Annotated in this window: 17 protein-coding genes and 2 pseudogenes; 6 read left to right on the top strand and 13 right to left on the bottom strand. The window is 61.2% G+C overall.

Translation table 11 applies throughout. The features are described from left to right. Positions 1-273 precede the first annotated feature (273 nt). A complete protein-coding gene (locus O1Q03_RS18370; RefSeq protein WP_269505227.1) occupies positions 274-738 on the bottom strand; it encodes a RidA family protein in 465 nt (154 codons plus the stop codon). Positions 739-973: 235 nt separating this feature from the next. Here O1Q03_RS18370 and O1Q03_RS18365 point away from each other — a divergent pair, with 235 nt between their 5' ends. Continuing rightward, a complete protein-coding gene (locus tag O1Q03_RS18365) occupies positions 974-1657 on the top strand; it encodes a helix-turn-helix domain-containing protein (RefSeq protein ID WP_269505226.1) in 684 nt (227 codons plus the stop codon). A 126-nt stretch (positions 1658-1783) separates the two neighbouring features. Here the strand turns inward: O1Q03_RS18365 and O1Q03_RS18360 are convergent, their stop codons facing one another. Then, on the bottom strand, positions 1784-2767 hold the full coding sequence (locus tag O1Q03_RS18360; protein WP_269505225.1) for an MBL fold metallo-hydrolase: 984 nt from the start codon (positions 2765-2767) through the stop codon (positions 1784-1786). A gap of 169 nt (positions 2768-2936) precedes the next feature. Between O1Q03_RS18360 and O1Q03_RS18355 the strand changes: the two genes are divergently transcribed. Further along, the gene (locus tag O1Q03_RS18355) at positions 2937-3830 is read left to right on the top strand and encodes a LysR family transcriptional regulator (protein WP_175877473.1); all 894 of its coding nucleotides are present in this window, start codon (positions 2937-2939) and stop codon (positions 3828-3830) included. Positions 3831-4012: 182 nt separating this feature from the next. Here the strand turns inward: O1Q03_RS18355 and O1Q03_RS18350 are convergent, their stop codons facing one another. From O1Q03_RS18350 to O1Q03_RS18325, 6 genes are all read right to left on the bottom strand, one after another. Further along, positions 4013-5002: a dienelactone hydrolase family protein gene (locus tag O1Q03_RS18350; RefSeq protein ID WP_269505221.1), complete on the bottom strand. Its 990-nt coding sequence runs from the start codon at positions 5000-5002 to the stop codon at positions 4013-4015. 136 nt (positions 5003-5138) lie between these two features. Next, positions 5139-6218 carry a 4-hydroxyphenylpyruvate dioxygenase gene (gene hppD, locus O1Q03_RS18345; protein WP_269505220.1) on the bottom strand — a complete coding sequence of 360 codons (1080 nt, stop codon included), beginning with the start codon at positions 6216-6218 and terminating at the stop codon, positions 5139-5141. Positions 6219-6244: 26 nt separating this feature from the next. After that, positions 6245-7192: an electron transfer flavoprotein subunit alpha/FixB family protein gene (locus O1Q03_RS18340; protein WP_269505218.1), complete on the bottom strand. Its 948-nt coding sequence runs from the start codon at positions 7190-7192 to the stop codon at positions 6245-6247. A gap of 16 nt (positions 7193-7208) precedes the next feature. Next, positions 7209-7958: an electron transfer flavoprotein subunit beta/FixA family protein gene (locus O1Q03_RS18335; RefSeq protein ID WP_269505216.1), complete on the bottom strand. Its 750-nt coding sequence runs from the start codon at positions 7956-7958 to the stop codon at positions 7209-7211. An 11-nt stretch (positions 7959-7969) separates the two neighbouring features. Beyond that, positions 7970-9376, bottom strand: coding sequence for an FAD-binding oxidoreductase (locus tag O1Q03_RS18330; protein ID WP_269505214.1), 1407 nt, complete (start codon positions 9374-9376; stop codon positions 7970-7972). Next, the gene (locus O1Q03_RS18325; protein WP_269505213.1) at positions 9373-10704 is read right to left on the bottom strand and encodes an MFS transporter; all 1332 of its coding nucleotides are present in this window, start codon (positions 10702-10704) and stop codon (positions 9373-9375) included. Before O1Q03_RS18325 ends, O1Q03_RS18330 begins: the two co-directional genes overlap by 4 nt. 120 nt (positions 10705-10824) lie before the next feature. Between O1Q03_RS18325 and O1Q03_RS18320 the strand changes: the two genes are divergently transcribed. The 3 genes and pseudogenes from O1Q03_RS18320 (at position 10825) to O1Q03_RS18310 (ending at position 13804) form a co-directional block, all read left to right on the top strand. Continuing rightward, on the top strand, positions 10825-11760 hold the full coding sequence (locus O1Q03_RS18320; protein WP_269505265.1) for a LysR family transcriptional regulator: 936 nt from the start codon (positions 10825-10827) through the stop codon (positions 11758-11760). Between the two features lie 325 nt (positions 11761-12085). Further along, a pseudogene (locus O1Q03_RS18315) lies at positions 12086-12450 on the top strand (hypothetical protein). 421 nt (positions 12451-12871) lie between these two features. Beyond that, a complete protein-coding gene (locus tag O1Q03_RS18310) occupies positions 12872-13804 on the top strand; it encodes a LysR family transcriptional regulator (protein WP_269505212.1) in 933 nt (310 codons plus the stop codon). Between the two features lie 130 nt (positions 13805-13934). On the opposite strand, the gene O1Q03_RS18305 is transcribed toward O1Q03_RS18310, so the two are convergent. Beyond that, positions 13935-14642 (bottom strand): SDR family NAD(P)-dependent oxidoreductase, encoded by a 708-nt coding sequence (locus O1Q03_RS18305; protein ID WP_269505211.1) that lies wholly within the window; start codon positions 14640-14642, stop codon positions 13935-13937. Between the two features lie 596 nt (positions 14643-15238). Here O1Q03_RS18305 and O1Q03_RS18300 point away from each other — a divergent pair. Then, positions 15239-15427 (top strand): hypothetical protein, encoded by a 189-nt coding sequence (locus tag O1Q03_RS18300; RefSeq protein WP_269505210.1) that lies wholly within the window; start codon positions 15239-15241, stop codon positions 15425-15427. Positions 15428-15759: 332 nt separating this feature from the next. Here O1Q03_RS18300 and O1Q03_RS18295 read toward each other — a convergent pair whose 3' ends face one another. The 4 genes and pseudogenes from O1Q03_RS18295 to O1Q03_RS18280 all read right to left on the bottom strand — a co-directional run bounded on the left by O1Q03_RS18295 (position 15760) and on the right by O1Q03_RS18280 (position 19440). Then, the gene (locus tag O1Q03_RS18295; protein ID WP_269505264.1) at positions 15760-17130 is read right to left on the bottom strand and encodes an MFS transporter; all 1371 of its coding nucleotides are present in this window, start codon (positions 17128-17130) and stop codon (positions 15760-15762) included. A gap of 343 nt (positions 17131-17473) precedes the next feature. Beyond that, positions 17474-18402: pseudogene (locus tag O1Q03_RS18290) on the bottom strand (MBL fold metallo-hydrolase). Between the two features lie 149 nt (positions 18403-18551). Beyond that, on the bottom strand, positions 18552-18956 hold the full coding sequence (locus tag O1Q03_RS18285; RefSeq protein ID WP_269505209.1) for a cupin domain-containing protein: 405 nt from the start codon (positions 18954-18956) through the stop codon (positions 18552-18554). 4 nt (positions 18957-18960) lie between these two features. After that, positions 18961-19440: a carboxymuconolactone decarboxylase family protein gene (locus O1Q03_RS18280; protein WP_269505208.1), complete on the bottom strand. Its 480-nt coding sequence runs from the start codon at positions 19438-19440 to the stop codon at positions 18961-18963. Positions 19441-19525 lie beyond the last annotated feature (85 nt).

Genomic DNA, 19525 nt, shown 5'->3' with positions numbered 1-19525 from the left:
CATTCACTCCGTCAGGTTGGAAGTTTTTCTCAGATGCGATTCGATCGCATGCGATGCAGTTTGGTCGAGGCGACGCAGCTCGTCAAGCGCATTCGATTAAATCGCATACGATATTTTGTATTTCAATGTATCTGGATTGCGTCGAGCCTTGCGGGACAAGGGTTTCCCGTGATGCAGACCTTATATCGAAAAGACAATGACGACGGGGAATCGGCGGGGGGGCGGGGAAGCCGTCCGGCAGCAGCAATGCCGCGGCCGGCGGGCGGCATGCGGTTACGCCGGACGGATTTGCGCGATCACGACCAGGACCACGGCCGCGTCCGCCGGCAATTGCCGCTGCGAAAAAGCCGAGCGCGCATGTCCAGCCTTGTCGCCCAGCACTGCGGCAAACAGATCGGACGCGCCGTCGATCACGGCCGGCTGAGCGTAGAAGCCGTCGGCCGATGCCACGTGCCCCTCGACGCGCACGATGTGATGCAGGCGCTCGAATCCGCCGAGGTGCTTCCCGATCTGCGCAAGCACGTTCAGCGCCGCGAGCTGCGCGGCATGCCGTCCGTCATCGACGCTCAGTTGCTCGCCGATACGCCCCGTATAGGCGATCTTGCCGTCGACGAGCGGCAGTTGCCCGGAAATGAACAGCAGATTGCCGGCTTCGCTGACCGCCGTATAGCTGCCGAGCGGTTGCGGCGGTTCGGGTAGCGTGAGGCCCAGTTCGGCCAGCTTCTGTTCGATCGTCATGACATGCTCCTTCGCAAAAGATGGATTGACCGGCCGCCGCGGCGAAGCGTTGCTCGCGCGTAGAGCAAATTAATTCTGTCACTCCAGAATCCCGACGGTTCAAGGCATGTGGCACCTGAGTTGACGACTTTCTTGACACTGTCACCAAAATAATGTCGTCAATTCGCATATGTCCGCATTAAATTTGTCAATTCGCGTCGTAGACTTCGAAGCCCGACCGTAAGGCCCTGATTTTATGGACGATTCCCGGAACGCGATGCGGCCGGTTACGACGCCGCGCCCGCGCGGCGCACCCCGGCTGGACGCCTTCAGCCTCAAACTCAATCGCCGATTGACGCTGTTCCAACGCGGCGCCCCCGAACTGTGGCTGCTCATCGAAGCGGATCCGGCGGTCCAATCGTTTTGTGAGCGGCCGGGAGATCTGGCCTTGCACGTGATCAGACGTGAGGCAGGGCCCGATGTGGCCCGTCTCGCCGCAGATATCTCCGTGGCCGACAGCTTGCCGCTGGCGCAACTGGTTTATGCGCCCCGTGGGTTCGTCAATGCCGCCGACCCGCTGCTTCTGCAAGCAGAGCAGATCGTTCGCCATGCTGGCCCCGGATTGTCCGCTGAAGTGCTGGCGAGCGCGCTGAGTCTCAGCGAACGGACCCTGCATCGGCGGCTGAAGAGCTTGACCAACGAGTCACCCAAAGGTTTCATTACCCGCGTGCGGATCGAAATGGCGTGTGTGTTGCTCGAGCGGCCTGGAGCAAGCATTAAGCAGGTAGCACTGCAATGCGGCTACAGTGAGGAAACGTCGTTTCGGCGTGCCTTCAGCCAACTCACCGGCATGACGCCAGCCGACTACAGGCGCTGGTCAGATGGGCGGAACGTCAGGCGTCTACCCAGTCCCCATGCACTCGAGACCAGCGGCGCTTGACGCCGTGGCTGTCGTGTCTGCAACGATGGCGGCGCTATTCGATTGGAACCTCGCTGACGTTGCGCATCACTGTCCTCAAGTAAGCCATCACGTCGGCGACCGCTGCGTCGCGCGCGTGCGCGCTCCTTAGCCAATAGGAATCAATCGATAGCCGTCCTGTTCTCGCGCCAAGTGGCCCAAAGCCGGAAATGGAAAGTGGAATCCTTGAATGAGCATCCCTTCCGCTACGGCCCGGTCATACAGTTTGATTCGTGCTTGCTGTGCCATCTCAGGATCCATGTCCGTGGCTCCGTGCCAGTCCGGATGGCGGATGAATAGCGCTGGATGTGTGGTCACGTCGCCTTGAATGACCAACTTATCGGCGCCAGATTCGACGACGAAGGACGTATGTCCCGGCGTGTGACCGTGTGTGGCCATGGACGTGACGCCCGGTGCAACCTCTGTGTCCGGCTCGAATGTTCTGACGGAATCGCCGAGAATCCCGAAAATGCGGCGTGCGCGCTGGAAATTTGCCATTGTGGCTTCCGATTCCGCTCGCGCCATGTTTGCGTTGTTCAGCCAAAACGCGTATTCGGCTGCCGGTACCCAGATTTCCGAATTCGGAAATGCCGCGCGGCCATCTGCTGTCACCAGTCCACCAATGTGATCGGCATGGAAATGCGTGATCAATACCCGGTCGACGGCGGCCGCATCGTAGCCGGCCGCTTCAAGGTTGGTATGGAACTGTCCGCCGACGCCGTTGCTCTGTCTGAAGGCCGCTTCCCCGAGTCCAGTATCAATTACGACCACGCGCCTGTCAGTTTTGAGGACGACGGGGGTGAACGTTAGCGTAATGGTGTCTGTCGGCAAACGAGCCGCCTGCAGTGCGCGGACGACGTCCGCTGGCGGAACATTCGAAACGAAGTTTTCTCGACGGGAAAAGCTGTTGGCGCCATCGGAGACGGAAAGCATCTCGATCTTCCCGACAGTCCGCCGGAACACTCCGGGTATGGGTGCGGTCATGGCCGGCGATGAAGCCTCGCGAGCCGTTGCGTATTTCCCCGGCGACAGCGTCGCGACTGCGGCGGCTGCGGCTCCTGCGAGGAAAGTTCGACGCGAATGATTTGTCATGGCTGTTTCGTCCGTGGTGGTTGGAGACAAGACGATGTGCGGGGAATATTGCTCGTCATCTGTTACTCGTCTTGAACGCCATCATTTTGCTGGTTTACACCATTGAATTACAGGTATAAATAAGAAAAACAGTTATATTGGCAAATCATGAAACTGGGGCGGAAAACGTATGAACCGAGATGACCTAATCGACCTGAATGCCTTCGTCGCTGTTGCAGAGGAAAGGAGTTTCACGCGCGCCGCAGCTCGCCTGCTGACGTCGCAATCCGCCCTAAGCCACACTTTGCGGCGGCTTGAAACGCGGCTCGGTGTTCGTCTTCTGACGCGCACGACACGGAGCGTCGCGTTGACTCCGGCAGGCGAAACCTTCTTGCAGGGACTGAAGCCTGCTTTCGAAGCCATTGACCTAACACTTGGTACTGTCGGCTCTCTACGGGAAAGCCCCCGGGGCACTCTCCGCATCACTACTCCGCGGCATGCCGCGGTTAGCGTGTTATGGCCTGTGCTGCAGGAGTTCGTCAGAGACTACCCGGACATACATGTCGAGGTGAACATTGACGCAGCTTTCCGCGACCTCGCGGACGATCGATTCGACGCCGGTATCAGACTAGGGGAGCTTGTGGCGCCAAACATGGTCGCCGTAAAAATCGGACCCGCTCTCCGTCTGGCGATCGTGGCCACGCCCGGCTACGTTGCCCAACGCGGCATACCTACCCATCCCCATCAGTTAGCCCAGCACGCCTGCATCAATTTTCGCCTGCCCGGCTCAGGGGCGCTTTATGCCTGGCAATTCAAAAAAGGCCGACAGGAAATGAAAGTGCGCGTTGAAGGACCTTTAACTTTCGATGACCCGGACATGATCCTGGCGGCTGCGGTGGACGGGCAGGGTGTTGCCTGCCTCGTCGAAGACCATGCTGCACCGATGATTCGCGATGGTCGTCTCGTCCGTCTTCTGGAGGATTGGTGTTCACCCTTTTCCGGCTACCATCTCTATTACCCAACCAGAAAGAACAATTCTGCAGCGTTCCGCTTGCTGGTTGACCGACTGCGCATTCAGCGCTGACATTCTTCAGTGCCCGGCGGTCTTCCGCGTGTTGCGAATTCAATGTTTGCCAAAATGCCAAATTCGTTTGCCCGACAGACCGTAGTCAAACTGGCTAAACTTAAGAAGTCTTGATGAACTCCGTATGCATGCCGGGCGGCCGCGACTGACGCCGCCGCGGACCTGATTGGAGTGACGATGGGCTAGTCGCCCGGTGCGTCGTTGCCGCTACCCAGGACTGTCGTGAGATACGCCATCACGTCGGCGATTGCCGCATCGCGCGCTTGTGCATTGCCACCAACGTGAGGGTCGGTCTGAACGCAATCGTCGTGAAAGGAAAAGGGCGCACCGGTGGCCTCGTTCATCAGTTCGCCGCTTTCGTTTTCGACGATACGGCACGCCCGTACCGTTTGCGCGCCCTTTACGACGACAGTGGGCATCGCGTACGGCATGTCGAACGCATGCGACGCGTGCGGAAACACCGTCATGGTGGCGTCTCTGCCGGCCTGTTGCAGCCGCTCGAAGTATGCGGCACACGCCGGCGCAGGGTCGTAATCGTCGTCTGCCCCATGGAATTCGCGGATTGGCCCGTTGACGTCGGTGTCGTCGCGATAACGGGTCATGCAGTCGGGATAGAAAGGCAGATAGGCGCGAAAGCGAACACCAGACGTATTCCACAGGCGATTGAGTCGCGTCATGGCGGCGTAGAGCGTTGCCTGTCCACCTCTCGAAAAGCCCATCAGCATGATCTTCTCCGGATCGACGCGGGAATCATGCGAAAGCAGGTCCAACGCCCGATACGCATCGAGAATGAGGTTCAGCCGACCAAGCTGCGACTGATCCTGGCTGGTGGACCTGATCCCGCGGCCGGTGAATCCATCGATGGCGAACGTCCCGATACCGTTCTCGTTGAACGTGCGCTCCCACATTTCGATGTTCGCGCCCATTCCGCTCGAACCATGAATCAGCACTACTACCGGCTGTCTTCCCGTGTGCTTCGCGAGACGCAGGATGCCGGCTACCGTCACGGCCTTTCCATTCTTATTGCCGGTCAGTATCTGACTGTCGGTGAGGGTGAGTGAGGAAATCTGGTGGACCTCGATGTGGGCGGCCGTGTCGAAGCTGCTTCGCGCGTGTGCACACTGCGCGGCAATCCATAGCGCGGCGACGAGCAGCGCTTTGATGAGATTCATTGATGCGTCTCCAGGATGACGGGCTAACGGCTTCGCTGCCTCAAGCGCCCGATTCTTTTGATTACTCCGTGGCGGTCGCGTATCGCCGGGCGGGCAGCCCGACACAAACGTTCGACGCCGCCCGCGCTCCATGCCGTCAATGTCCGGTTTGCAGTGTGCCCCGCGCGATTTGATCGCGTTCGAGTGACTGGAACAATGCCTTGAAGTTGCCTTCGCCGAAACCGTCGTCGCCTTGTCGCTGAATGAACTCGAAAAACACGGGTCCCAGCAGCGTTTGAGAAAAGATCTGCAGCAACAAGCGTGGCTTTTCATCTGCCGTGTTGCCGTCCAGCAGAATGCCGCGCATCTTCAATTGGTCGACCGGCTGACCATGCCCCGGCAATCGCGCTTCCAGCGCGTCGTAGTAGAAATCGTTGGGCGCGGTCATCAACGGCACACCGGCGAACTGCAACCGGTCGATCGTGTCCACGAGGTTATCCGTAGAGAGGGCGATATGCTGTATTCCTTCGCCGTTGAACTGCATCAAGAATTCCTCGATCTGTCCGCTGCCGCGCGACGACTCCTCGTTGAGCGGGATGCGAATTTTGCCGTCAGGCGCTGTCATCGCCCGCGAAGCGAGGCCCGTGTACTCGCCCTGTATATCGAAGTAGCGAATCTCGCGGAAGTTGAAGAGCTTCTCGTAGAATCCGGCCCAGTGCGCCATTCGGCCGCGGTAGACGTTGTGCGTCAGATGATCGATGCGCGTCAAACCGTGCCCGACCGGATGTCGGTCAACGCCTTCGATGAACGAAAAGTCAATGTCGTAGATGGACTGGCCATCTTCGAACCGGTCGATCAGGTAGATCGGTGCGCCGCCGATGCCGCGAATCGCGGGGAGCCGCAGTTCCATCGGCCCAGTCGGAATGTCGACGGGCTGGGCGCCCATTGCGAGGGCGCGATCGTAGGCACGGTGGGCATCGCGGACGCGGAACGCCATCCCGCAGGCGCTCGGACCGTGCTCAGCAGCGAAGTACGCAGCCTGGCTTTGTGGCTGACGGTTGACGATGAAATTGATATCGCCTTGTCGGTACAGCAACACGTCTTTCGAACGATGGTGCGCAACCAGCGTGAAACCGAGTTTTTCCAACACGGTTTCGAGGATGCCGGGAATAGGGGACGCGAATTCGACGAACTCGAATCCCGTCAGCCCCATTGGGTTCTCAAAAAGATCAGTCATTGTGCTTCTCCGCGAAATGTACAGGGTCAGGCCGCATTACTGCAGAGTTCGCCGACGAGCTCCGGCACCAGAGAAAACAGATCGCCGACGAGGCCGTAATCGGCCACGCTGAAGATCGGTGCTTCCGGATCCTTGTTGATCGCGACGATCACCTTCGAATCCTTCATGCCGGCCAGATGCTGGATCGCACCCGAGATGCCGACTGCAATGTACAACTGCGGTGCGACGATCTTGCCGGTCTGGCCAACCTGATAGTCGTTCGGCACGTAGCCTGCGTCGACTGCCGCGCGCGATGCGCCGAGTGCTGCCTGAAGCTTGTCCGCCAGCGGTTCCAGAACCTTCGTGTAGTTTTCGCCGCTGCCCAGACCGCGGCCGCCCGACACGATGATGCTCGCCGACGTCAGTTCCGGACGGTCCAGCTTCGTCACTTCACGGCTCACGAACTGCGACTTGCCGGCGTCTGCCGCCGCGTCGATCTTGTCGACCGATGCGCTGTCGCCTTCCGCCGCCACCGGGTTGAAACCCGTTGCGCGCACCGTGATCACCTTGATCGGGTCGCTCGACTGCACCGTCGCGATCGCGTTGCCCGCGTAGATCGGACGTTCGAACGTGTCGGCCGAATCGACCGCCGTGATGTCCGAGATCTGCGCGACGTCCAGCTTCGCGGCGATGCGCGGCGCGATGTTCTTGCCGTACGCGGTCGCCGGCGCGAGGATGTGCGAGTAGTCCTTCGCGATGTTCAGCGCGGTCGCTTCGATGTTCTCTGCAAGACCGCTCGCGAGCTGCGGCGCATCGGCCAGCAGTACCTTCGACACGCCTGCGATCTTCGCTGCTGCATCGGCCGCGGCTTGCGCGTTGTGCCCTGCCACCAGCACATGGATGTCACCGCCAATCTTCGCCGCCGCTGCCACCGTGTTCAGCGTCGCGGCCTTGATCGACGCGTTGTCGTGTTCTGCAATCACCAGAATCGTCATTTCTTTGCGCTCCCTCTTACAGCACCTTGGCTTCGGTCTTCAGCTTCTCGACCAGCGTCTTCACGTCCGGCACCTTCACGCCGGCTGCGCGCTTCGGCGGCTCGACCACCTTCAGCGTCTTCAGACGCGGCGTGACATCCACGCCGAGGTCTTCCGGCTTCACCGTTTCCAGCGGCTTCTTCTTCGCCTTCATGATGTTCGGCAGCGTCACGTAGCGCGGCTCGTTCAGGCGCAGGTCGGTCGTCACGACTGCGGGCAGTTGAAGCGACAGCGTTTCCGCGCCGCCGTCGACTTCGCGCGCAACGGTAGCCTTACCGTCGGCGATCGTGACCTTCGACGCAAACGTCGCTTGCGGCAGGCCGGCCAACGCGGCCAGCATCTGGCCCGTCTGGTTCGAATCGTCGTCGATCGCCTGCTTGCCGACGATCACCAGCTGCGGCTGCTCCTTGTCGACCAGCGCCTTCAGGATCTTCGCGACGGCCAGCGGCTCGACGCCGTCGCTCGACTCGACCAGGATCGCGCGATCCGCGCCGATCGCCAGCGCCGTGCGCAGCGTTTCCTGCGCTTGCGTCACGCCCACCGACACCGCGATCACTTCGGTCGCGACGCCCGCTTCCTTCAGGCGCACGGCTTCTTCAACGGCGATTTCGTCGAACGGGTTCATCGACATCTTCACGTTCGCGATGTCGACGCCCGCGTTGTCCGACTTCACGCGGACCTTCACGTTGTAATCGACCACTCGTTTCACCGCGACGATTATCTTCATGTATCTTCCGTTCAGTCTTTTCGTAGAATCCGACCAGCATTGAGTACGCCTGCCGGGTCCAGCAGATCCTTGATCGCTTGCATCAATGCAATCTCGTCAGCAGAACGGCTATGGTGAAGAAAGTCTCGCTTCACGACTCCGATGCCGTGCTCGGCGGAGATCGAGCCGCCCACGTCGGCGACTGCCCGGTAGACGAGATCTTCAACGCGATGCAGGTCGTCCGGGCTGTCGTGGGGACCCGAAAGCACGTGAAGGTTTCCGTCGCCGATATGGCCGAAGAACAGGTGGCGTTGGCGTGCAAACTGCTGCGTCAGCGCTTTGTGCGTCGAATCGACGAACCGCCCCATTGTTGCCATCGGAATGCCGACATCGAAAGCAGCGTGCGGCTTGAGATGCGCCAGCAGTTCGCCTATGGCCTCGCGATAGGCCCAAAGCCGCTGCGCGTCGTCGATCGATTGGGCCACGACGGCATCGGTCACGAGACCGTGGTCGAACGCATCGGCCAGAAACGCCTCGAGTTGTCGCCGTTCGCCCGCTTCGTCGGTACCGAGCGTCTCCAGCAATGCGTACACCGGCGCGGGGGCGTCGAAGGCTGGTCGTAACATGTGGACCTCGCGAGCGGCGACCATGAAGTCGTCCCACATGACCTCGAACGCGGATAGGCCCGGCAGTGTGGCACGAGCGTCGCGTATGAGCTGCGTTGCGGCGTCGAACGATGGAAGCGCACAGAGCGCGGTGCATGCGCTCGTAGGGAGGGGGGAAAGCTTAAGGACGAGTCTGGTAATCACGCCCAAAGTACCTTCGCTGCCGATGAACAGGTGCTTCAGATCTACGCCGGTCGCGTTTTTCGTGACGCGATTGAGCATGCTGAGCAGACGCCCGTCGGGCAACGCGACTTCGAGGCCAAGCACCATATCGCGCATTGTGCCGAACCGGATCACACGGTTACCACCAGCATTGACAGCGGCGTTGCCGCCGATCTGGCATGAACCGCGAGCGCCGAGATCGAGCGGAAAGTACCAGCCTTGTTCTTCGACGCATTGCTGCAATTCTTCGAGAACGACGCCAGCCTGCACGGTGGCGGTGCCGCCTACGGTGTCGATTTCCTCGATTGAATCGAGCTTCGATAACGAAAGCGCGATTTCCCCTTCGCGCGGCGTCGCGCCACCGGCGAGACCCGTCAAGCCGCCTTGCACGACAGCACGGCGACGAAAGCGGCTGCAGATCTCAAGTGTCGCCGCCACCTGTTGCGGCGTGCGCGGGAACACGACGATGCCCGGAATGCAATGTGGTGCTTCACTCCAGTCGCCGGCGTGGGCCAACGCGACAGACGAGTCGAGCACGACCGAGCTGTCGCCGAGCGTGCTTTCGAGCGCTGCGACGAATAGGTCGACAGGCTGTTCGATGAACGGAGTCATTGAGTGTGTCCGATGTTGAGTTGCCGATCCCGCCCGGCATTGCGCGGCATCGCAGCGACGATACCGGCCGACAGCAGCAGAAACGCTGCAGTGACGTAAAGCGCGACGCTCGCGCTGCCCGTGCGGTCTACGATCCAACCGATCATGTAAGGGCTGACGAACCCGGCAAGGTTGCCGATCGAATTGACCAGTGCGATGCCAGCGGCCGCAGCAACCCCACCCAGCAACGAAGTTGGAATGCGCCAGAACACAGGCGCAAGGCACTGCAATCCCATGCATGCAACCGTCAACGCCGCAAGCGAAACCACCTGCTGGCCGCTGTACAGTGCACTTGCGATGAGCCCGAGAGCCGCCGCAGCGCACGGTATGAGGTAGTGCCAGCGATGTTCACCGCTTCGATCCGCGCTACGGCCGACCGCCAGCATTGCGCCAATGCCGAACGCGTATGGAATCGCGGACAGCAGGCCCACGTTCAGCGCAGACGCGACGCCCATATGTTTGATGATCGACGGAAGCCAGAAACCGAAGCCATACTGTCCCATCGCGGCACCGAAGTACGCCAATGCCAGCAGCCATACTGCGGGCCGACGCAATGCTTCGGAAAGCGATACTGTTTGTTTGCTTTGCGACTCCGCTTCGATGTTCGCCATCAGCCGGACGCGCGCTTCGTCGTTCAGCCACTTCGCGTTGCGGATACTGTCGTCGAGATAGAACAGTGCCGCGATGCCGACAACCAGCGACGGTACGCTCTCGAGCACAAACAGCCATTGCCACCCGGATAATCCAGCCGCGCCGTGAAACGTCGACAGAATCCATCCTGAGAGAATGCCGCCGCAGACGCCGGCGATCGGAATGGCGGTCATGAATGTTGCGATCACGCGGCTTCGGCGCTTCGCTGGATACCAATATGTCAGGTAGAGGATGATCCCAGGGAAGAAGCCCGCTTCGGCGGCGCCAATCAGGAAGCGGATCACATAGAAGGCCGTCGTCGTGTGCACGAATGCCATGAGGCCCGTCAGCACGGCCCAGGAAATCATGATTCGGGCGATCCAGCGGCGTGCGCCGACCCGATGCATGATCAGATTGCTCGGAACCTCGCATACGAAATACGCGAGAAAAAAGATTCCGGCGCCGAAACCGTAGATCTGCTCGCTCCAGCCCAGCTCCGACACCATCTGCAATTTCGCGAACGCGATGTTGACGCGATCGAGGAACGCGATGACGAAGCACAGACAGAGGAACGGCACAAGCCGCCAGGTAACGATCGAGTAAGCGCGTTCTTCGAGCTGTTCCTCCAGCTCGAGATGCGCGGTGAATGATTGCGCCACAATGTGTCTCCTGAGTTGGAATAGTCGGTCTTTGTGGCGAAAGTTTGCGTCGGGCTATTCAATAAGACAAACGATGATTTCTGGCCTATTATTGAGAAAAACTTGTCAATGGAAGAAGTTATGTCCGGGGCGCGATTCACACCAAGGCAGCTTGCTGCTTTCCTTGCCGTGGCGGACGTCCGCAGCTTTGCGCGGGCCGGCGAGCGCCTGAACCTGTCGCCGTCCGCCGTAAGTCTGCTCATTGCGGAACTGGAAAGCGGTGTGGGCTTTCGTCTGTTCGATCGCACCACGCGCAGCGTCGCACTGTCGCCGGCCGGACGGGAGTTCGTCGTTCACGCTAAGAGCGTGATGAGGAATATCGAACTGGCTCAGGCCGCGGCGGACGATATACGGAATCGCGCTGCAGGGATCGTTCGGATTGCAGCTCCGCTGGTAATCGCGACGACGATGATGCCCACTGCGATAAAGAGATACGGGCTAACCCATCCCAAGGTGGTGATACGGATTCGGGATGCGGCAGTTGATAACCTCGTAGACATGGTTGCCAACGGGGACGTCGACCTCGCAGTCGGCCCCGATCAAGCTGTTGGTGATGACGTGGCGCGTATCGAACTGTTCAAAAGTCCTTGGGTGCTTTGGTGTGCGCCGGACAATCCTCTCTCAAAACGTGGACGGATTACGTGGATCGACCTGCGAAAGCAGCCTGTTGTCGCGGCGGGACGAGACTATGAACGTAACGTTTCACTTATGCGCGCAGGCGTCGCAGACGATGAGCGTATCGCGCCAATGGATGTCGTCGACAACATCAGTACCGCTCTCGGGATGGCGGCCGCCGGACTTGCGTTGACGCTGGCGCCGGCATATGTTGGCCTGCTGGCGCGACCGCTTGGTTTGATTATGCGCCCGATTGTAGAACCGGAAGTCATGCGCCAAGTGTGTCTTTACCATTCAGCAAGCCGCGCGGTTTCGCCAGCCGCCGAGGGCTTTCGTCAACACCTTGTAGACTCGTTGAGTGGTATGGAGTCGCTTGGAATAACTCGGCGACGCGCCAAATAGTGATCCAGTGCGCCGCAAGGCGTCGACGACGGGCCCGGCCGGGCAACGTTCATTGGATGGAACATCCCCATCCTTCTGGTCTGACATTCGACCACAGGAGAGAAACGAAATGTACTTCGGCGCTACATCGATTCGATGCCCGCTTTGCGGCGGCCCCGCGCTATGCAGGGCGAGCCAGGATATGTGGTGCGGGCACTGTAAGAACGGCACGGCGCGATAGGAAAGAGGAAGAATGAACGGCAGTAAGCGTACAGTGCGGCGGGCAGGTCGACCGGGGCTGGCGAAACACCTGTTGATGCCGTTGCCAACTGAGAAGATCTAAGCGCTGTCATTCGAAAATCATCTGGCGTTGGCAACCGTGCGTGGCGGCCGCGGTGACCTTGATCAACTCAGTTGCTTGATCCGCGTCGTCTATCTCGCGTTCTACCTGCGGGATGCGACTGCGGCGCCGAGATCGAGCCATACCGGCGCGCCGAAGCGGCGCTCAATGCGTGCATCACGCGAGTCGAGCTCGGCGAACGCTGCCTACTCCTCGACCACGAACTGGCAACCGTCGAACGCATTCTGGTTGTCCACGACGAGCAGCTTGCCGCAATTCCGTGGCATCGCTACCTGGACGCTTGGCAAAGGCTCGGTCTTATCACGGCAGCACGATTACCCATTCAAACTTGGGTTCCGCGGAACCGATGACCGCGACTGCCGCCGCCATTGGGGAGTTGACGCCGGTCTTCGCGAGATCGCGGCCAGTGACAACTTTAATTCGCAACGCACACCCTCATGAATTTCCGAGCGTTTCGCATCTTCTGGTCAACGTCAACCGGCGAAGTGACAACTTTGCTTCGCAAACGGTGACAAGTTTAATTTGATCTACGTCGCGAAGGCCGTCTGTCCATCACTCTAGTGACGCGCTCGAAGCCGGTAAATATCGTCCGTGCAATTGACTCGACACGCGGTGTAACGAATCGTCCGCTGCATGAAACCGCGCAAATGCACGCTGGCGGAATCGGCCGCCAGCGACGCCGGTGCGCTGGTTTCGCACCCGATATTCATGCACACTCGGTGCTCCCATCGCCCGCGACCGCGCCACGTCGCGCACAAGCCGGAGCCGCCCATGCAAAGAAAATTCGACGATCTGCTGCTTGGCAGCATCGAGCTGTTCTGCCTGGCGGCCGAACTCGGCAGCTTCACCCTCGCGGCGACGGCGGCAAGCGTCACGCCCGCCGCGGTCAGCCGGTCCGTCGCGCGTCTGGAAGAGCGCCTCGGCGTGCGACTGTTCGTGCGCACGACGCGACAGATCCGCCTCACCGATTCCGGGCGCCGCTACTTCGAGCAATGCCGCGATGCGTTGTCGCAGCTCGTCGATGCGGAGCGCGAAGCAACGGGCCAGCAGGCGACGCCGGCCGGCGTGCTGCGCATCAGCATGCCGACGCCATACGGGCACTATCGTGTACTGCCGCTGTTGCCCGCGTTTCGCGAGCGATATCCGGATGTGCGCGTGGAAACGCATCTGAGCAACCGCAACATCGACTTCGCCGAAGAAGGGTTCGACCTTGCGATCCGCGGCCGTGCACCGGCGGATTCGAGCCTCGTCGCACGCTTGCTGGAGGATGCGGAACTCGTCGTCGTCGCGACGCCCGCCTACCTGAAGCGAGCCGGCGTACCGCAAACCGTCGACGATCTGCACGCGCACGAGTGCATCCAGTTCGAGCTGCCGAGCAGCGGGCGCCCGATTCCATGGTTGTTCAACGACGGATCCGATGAAATCGACGTCGCGACGAGCGGCGGCTACGGCACGTCCGGCGACGTCCTCGCCGGCGTCACGCTCGCGCGCAGCGGTGCGGGCCTGTTTCAGACCTACCGCTTCATCGTCGAACAGGATCTGAAGAACGGGACGCTCGTGGAGGTGCTGTCCGGCCAGGGCGGCCGGGCGCGACCGTTCATGCTGCTGTATCCGCATGCACGCTATCTGTCGTCGCGCGTGCGCGTCTTCGTCGACTATCTCGTCGAACATCTGGCGCAGGCGCCCGGCAAGCGAACCCGCTAGCCGCCTGCCGCCGAGCCGGCGGCAAAGCGCTGCAGGGCGGCCGCGCACGCATCGCTGCGCCGGCGCCGCCTGCGTCGCGCCGTCCGGGCCGTCCTCGCCGTCCGGGCCGGCGCATCGTCGCTGTCGCCGCTCAGTGGCCGGCGCTCTGGCCGCCGTCCACGTGCAGGATTTCGCCGGTGACGAACGGCGCCGAATCGAGATACAGGATCGCGCCGACGATGTCGCTCATCTCGCCCATCCGGCCGACCGGATGCAGCGATGCGAGCGTCGCGTACGTGTCGGGCGCGTGCATCGGCGACTTGATGACGCCGGGCGACACCGCGTTCACGCGGATGCCGGCCTTTGCATACTCGATCGCGAGCGACTTCGTCGCGGCATTCAACCCGCCTTTCGTCAGCGACGCCAGCACCGACGGCACGTTGCTGTTCGCGTGGTCGACGAGGCTCGTCGTGATGCTGACCACGTGTCCGCCGCCGTGCTGCTGCATCGCGGCGATCGCGCGCTGCGTGATGTGGAAGAAGCCGTCCAGGTTGACGCGGGTGATTGCGGCATAGTCGTCCGCCGTGTATTGCGTGAACGGCTTTGCGATGAACACGCCGGCGTTGTTGACGAGCGTATCGACGCGGCCGAAGCGTTCGATCGCGGCGTCGACCACACGGCGTGCGACAGCCGGGTCGCCGATGTCGCCGGCGACGGTGACGAGATCGGGATCGTTCGATGGCCCGATCGAACGGGACGTCGCGACGACGCGATGCCCGTGGGCCCGGAATGCGTTGACCGTTTCGGCGCCGATGCCTTGCGATGCGCCGGTGACGATGATGACTTTGGATGTGCTCATGATATCCCTCGACAGGTGACTGGTTTTCGGCTTCGGTGCCGACCGGATCGATGAATCCGATGGGCCAGACTGTAGGCGCGTGCAGCCGAAGTTCGAACACCCGCCGTGGACCAACAGTCTTGCGTCGCGGGAACAAATGCGAGCATCGGTTCGGACGGCGTGACGGTCGGCGACGCGGCAAATCGTGTGAAGTACAGCGGTCGAATCGTCGTGAACCCGGGCGTTTTCAGCGGGAATGGTGTGGATTTCAACGTCGACGTGGATGCCAGTTTTCGAAATGTTCGGCACCTATGTGGATAACTTTTCTTATCACAATAGCGCTGTTGCATATCGTAACTCTCGAGTGCGAAAACACGCCAAGCGCATTTCGACGCGTATCGTCGAATGAAGGTTGATCCGTATCAGGGAAGGGCGCCTGCTACGCGGATATCCTCGGCAGCAGCGTGCAGGTCGGCAAGCAGGCGCGCCTGAAACGGCGCGATGTGATGACGGTGGGTTCGCGCCGCGCGCAGCGTCATCGCAGCGACATCTTTCTCACGTAAATCTATGGCACTTCGCCAATCGGCGGAGTCCCGATTTCTCAAGGAATACCATCCATGGCGGCAAAACGCGTTCGCATCAACATGATTGCCCGTCGCCAGTCGACGTTCGACGGCCGGCATCTCGACACCGCGGCGGTACGTCGTTTGGACGCGCACGCGCAGGACGCGATTCCCGCCCATCTCAAGGGCACGCAGGGCGCCGAAGCCGAATGGCTGCCGCGCATGAAGGTCAGCGAGCGATAGCCCGGTTGCGCCGGGCGAGCCGCTACGCGACAGCGCCGATCTCGCCGTCCGGCGGCTCTCCCGATTTCGCTCGATGTGAAACGCGCCCGCCGGACGGCGAGCGCCGGATCACGACTGTCGCGGCACACGTATCGCGCCCCGTCGTCGGACCTGTTCCCGACTGGACGGCTCGCTGTTCTGCGGCGCCCGGGGCCGTCGCGCGGCGCGTCCCGGCGTGTCGGCCGCTGACGAAGCGGAGCCTCGGAGCGCCCGCGAGCAACGTCCGTCTCATGCCCGGCACGCCAGGGGATCCCGGCTGCGATCGTCATCGCCTGCCTGAGCCGGCCAATTCGTCACGTGACCGGTGGCGCGTGCCCGTGATCCCCCAGACCCCGAGCGTCGTCGTATTCCCGTGAAATATCCTTGTTCGTATAGTCGCCGAGCTGCGACGCGGCGACCACGCTCAGCACCGCACACACCAGCACGTACGCCGCGATCGCATACCCCGAGTGGTAGTAGGCAAACAGTGCCGTTGCGATCAGCGGTGCCGGCCCCCCTGCAATGACCGAAGCGAGCTGATAACCCATCGACGCGCCGCTATACCGCAACCGCCCTGTGAACGACTCGGCAATCAATGCAGCCTGCGGTCCATACATCATCGAATGCGGAACCAGCGACAACACGATGGCCGCGAAGATCCATACCGGATTGCGGCTATCGACCATCGCGAAGTAGACGAATCCGAACACGCCGACGGCAGCCGCACCGATCACGTACATCCGCCGCCGCCCGATCAGATCCGACACGTGCCCGAACAGCGGAATGGTGAAGAACTCGACCACGGATGCGACCAGCACCGCCGCCAGCAGCAGTTCGCGCGTGACGCCCAGCGCCGTGATCCCGTAAGTGAACACGAACGCCGTATAGATATAGAACGGCGCCTGTTCGGCCATCCGCGCAAACGCCGACAGCACGATATCCTTCGGCTGCTTGCGCAACACTTCGAGCATCGGCGTCTTCTCGATCCGATGCTCGGCCAGCAGCTTCGCGAAGATCGGCGTCTCGAGAATGTTCAGCCGGATATAGAGCCCGATCGCAACCAGTACGATGCTGAGGAAAAACGGCACGCGCCAGCCCCACGTGGAGAAAGCGCTGCCGGAAATCCAGCTCATGGCCAGCACGGCAAGGTTGGCGAGGAACAATCCCGCTGGCACGCCGAACTGCGGCCACGAGGCGACGAAACCGCGATGCGAATTGGTGCGCGCCCACTCCATCGACATCAGGACCGAGCCGCCCCATTCGCCACCGACGCCGACGCCCTGGATGAAGCGTAGTACCGTGAGGATGACGGCGCCCCAGATGCCGATCGCGGCATAGGTCGGAACGAATGCCACGGCGAACGTAGCGAGCCCCATCAGCAACAGGGTCACGATGAGTGTGGCCTTGCGTCCGATGCGGTCGCCGTAATGGCCGAAGATCGCCGCGCCGACCGGCCGTGCGACAAAGCCGACGGCATAGATCAGGAACGCCTGCAGCGTGCCGACGAGCGGGTGGGATTGCGGGAAATACAGCTTTGCGAAGACCAGCCCGGTAACCGTGCTGTAGAGGAAGAAGTCATACCATTCGATCGTGGTGCCGATCGTGCTGGCGATGACGGCGCGCTTCAACTGGCGCCGGGCTTCCTCGTCGGAGAGGGGCGTGGCCGCGGATTGCATGGCAGCCATTTTGATATCTCCCGGAAAAAGGGCGATAGAGAAATAAACCATACGCCCGGCGACAGGTTCCGGCAAGCGCGAGCCGCGCATGGCTCCGGCAGCGTCCCAGCCATTCGCTCAGCCATCCTTAAATATCATGATATGACATTTGATTGTCATTCGATGAGCCAGCAGCTGCTGTTCGCGCCGAACGTGGGCGCTGACTGAGCGTGCAAGTGCCTTTGAACGAGTGGCCACGCGCGCGGACTAGCGACTATTTACGAAAAACCGCCGCGAGTCATGTGAACTCGCGGCGGTTCTCGGGCAATCTTCCAGGCAACCTATACGACGATGGTCGATGGTCGAGCGTCGATCAGCAGTCCCACTGAACCGGAACGAAGCGGAAACCTTCACCGCTCTTTGCAATGTGACCGATGGAGGGGAACGCGACATGCGCCGCGGCCAGCAGTGAGCCGGTTTCGGCCGCTTCGTTGAGCAGCGCCATACGCACGTCGATAGCGCCTTCAGGATCATGCTCGAAGCCATTTTGCCAATCGGGATTGTCGAAGTTGACTTCGAAAATCGCGTCGCCCACGAACGTCAGTTTCTCGCCGTAGGACGCGATGTCCACGACGCAGTGTCCCGGCGTGTGACCACCCGTCACGCGGGCCGACACGCCCGCGGCGACTTCCACGGTCTGATCGAACTGCACGATGTTTTCGCGGTAGCGTTCCACGAACTTTGCAGCAGCCTTGCGCAGCGCGGGAGGTACCGTTTCCGGCATCACCGTCTTGCTGAAGTCGGGGTTTTTCCAGAATTCAATTTCCGTGACCGACACGTGAATGCGCACGTCGTGGCGCAGCTTGGCCTTGACGCCATCAACGTTGATTCCGCCGACATGATCCATGTGCATATGTGTAATCACGATATCGGTGATCGCCGCCAGGTCGATGCCGGCCGCTTCCACGCGCGTCACCGACCGGCGCGCGAGAAGTATTCGAATCCGTCACCCACACCCGAGTCGATCAGGATCAGGCGTTCGCCGCTACGCACAAGCGCGATATTCAGCGCCCAGTCGAACATGTCGCGCTGAAGGAACAGGCCGTCGAATCATGCGTTGCGGTCGGCTTCGCTCACGTTGGTCGACATGGTGGACGTCGGCAGCGGCAAAACGCCGTCGCTGATCAACACGACGTCGACGTCACCCACGCGCACGGCATAGCGGGAAGGCACGAGTTCGCCTGCTCCGCCTGTTCCAAGGTTGGCGGTGACCGGCTGCACATTGCGGATTGTTTCGCTCATCTTCAATAGCCATATTGATTAATTGGGGTAAGCCGAACAGCACGGCATGGTCAAAAAGTACGACCCAGGTAGCGCGCGATCGCGCCTGCATTGGCTCGTCCAAAACCGGGGAAACGGCCCGGCGTTGCCGGGCCTCGGCGACGATTGCACTAATTCACGGGCGTGAGGACCGGCGCACCCTTGTTCTTGATCAGGAATACGACGAATCTTGCCGGCTTCGTGCGGCTGGCATTTCGGCCGACCGTGTGTAGGTCTTTCGGGCCTTCGTGGAACGTATCGCCGGCATGGAGCGTGACTTCCTTCCCGCCATTCAGGCCCATCACGATGCTGCCGTCCAGCACATAGACGAATGCGTGCGCATCGTGACGATGAACGGGGTCGACACTGCCGGGCGGATAATCCACGACGATCATCTCGACCTCCTTGCCCGGATACTCGGGCAACGGCTCCGTGGTCAGCGTTGTAACCGTTGCTTGCGGCGCGGCGGCGGCCGGCTGAACGGGCATCAGCAGCGACAGCGCGAGCGGTGCAAGTGCGAGCATGATGCGCTTCATGTCGTTACTCCAGGTTGGCCTTGTCGAGCCCGAACGTCTTGTCGAACGATCCGGGCACGATGCGGAACGCGACGTTCAGCCGGTTCCAGCAGTTGATCGCACCGACGAGGAAGGTCAGATCCGACAGCTCCTTTTCGGAATAGTGGGTACGCACGCGTTCGTAGAGATCATCCGGCACGCCATCCGACGAAAGATGCGTCAGCGCTTCGGTCCATGCGAGCGCGGCGCGTTCGCGCGGCGAAAAGAGCGTCGACTCGCGCCAGATCGCGACGTGATGCATGCGTAGCTCGCGCTCGCCGTGGATCCGGGCCATCTTGACGTGCATGTCGACGCAGAACGCGCAGCCGTTCAGTTGTGACGCGCGAATCTCGACGAGCTCGCGGACCGGCGCTTCGATCGTCGTCTTTTGAAACAACCCGTCGAGCTCGACGAGTTTCCTGGTGAATTCGGGCGATTGCTGAAAGTAGTTGATCCGTTGCGACATGATCCGTTCTCCTGATTTGTGGACGTGGGTACTACCGGCCCTGCGTATCGCGATTGATCGCACGACCCGCTTGGCAGCCATCGTA

Origin of the sequence: Burkholderia sp. IMCC1007 (assembly GCF_027257875.1) — a bacterium.
In the GTDB taxonomy this organism is placed as follows: Bacteria; Pseudomonadota; Gammaproteobacteria; order Burkholderiales; family Burkholderiaceae; genus Burkholderia.
This window is presented reverse-complemented; position numbering and strand designations above follow the sequence as displayed.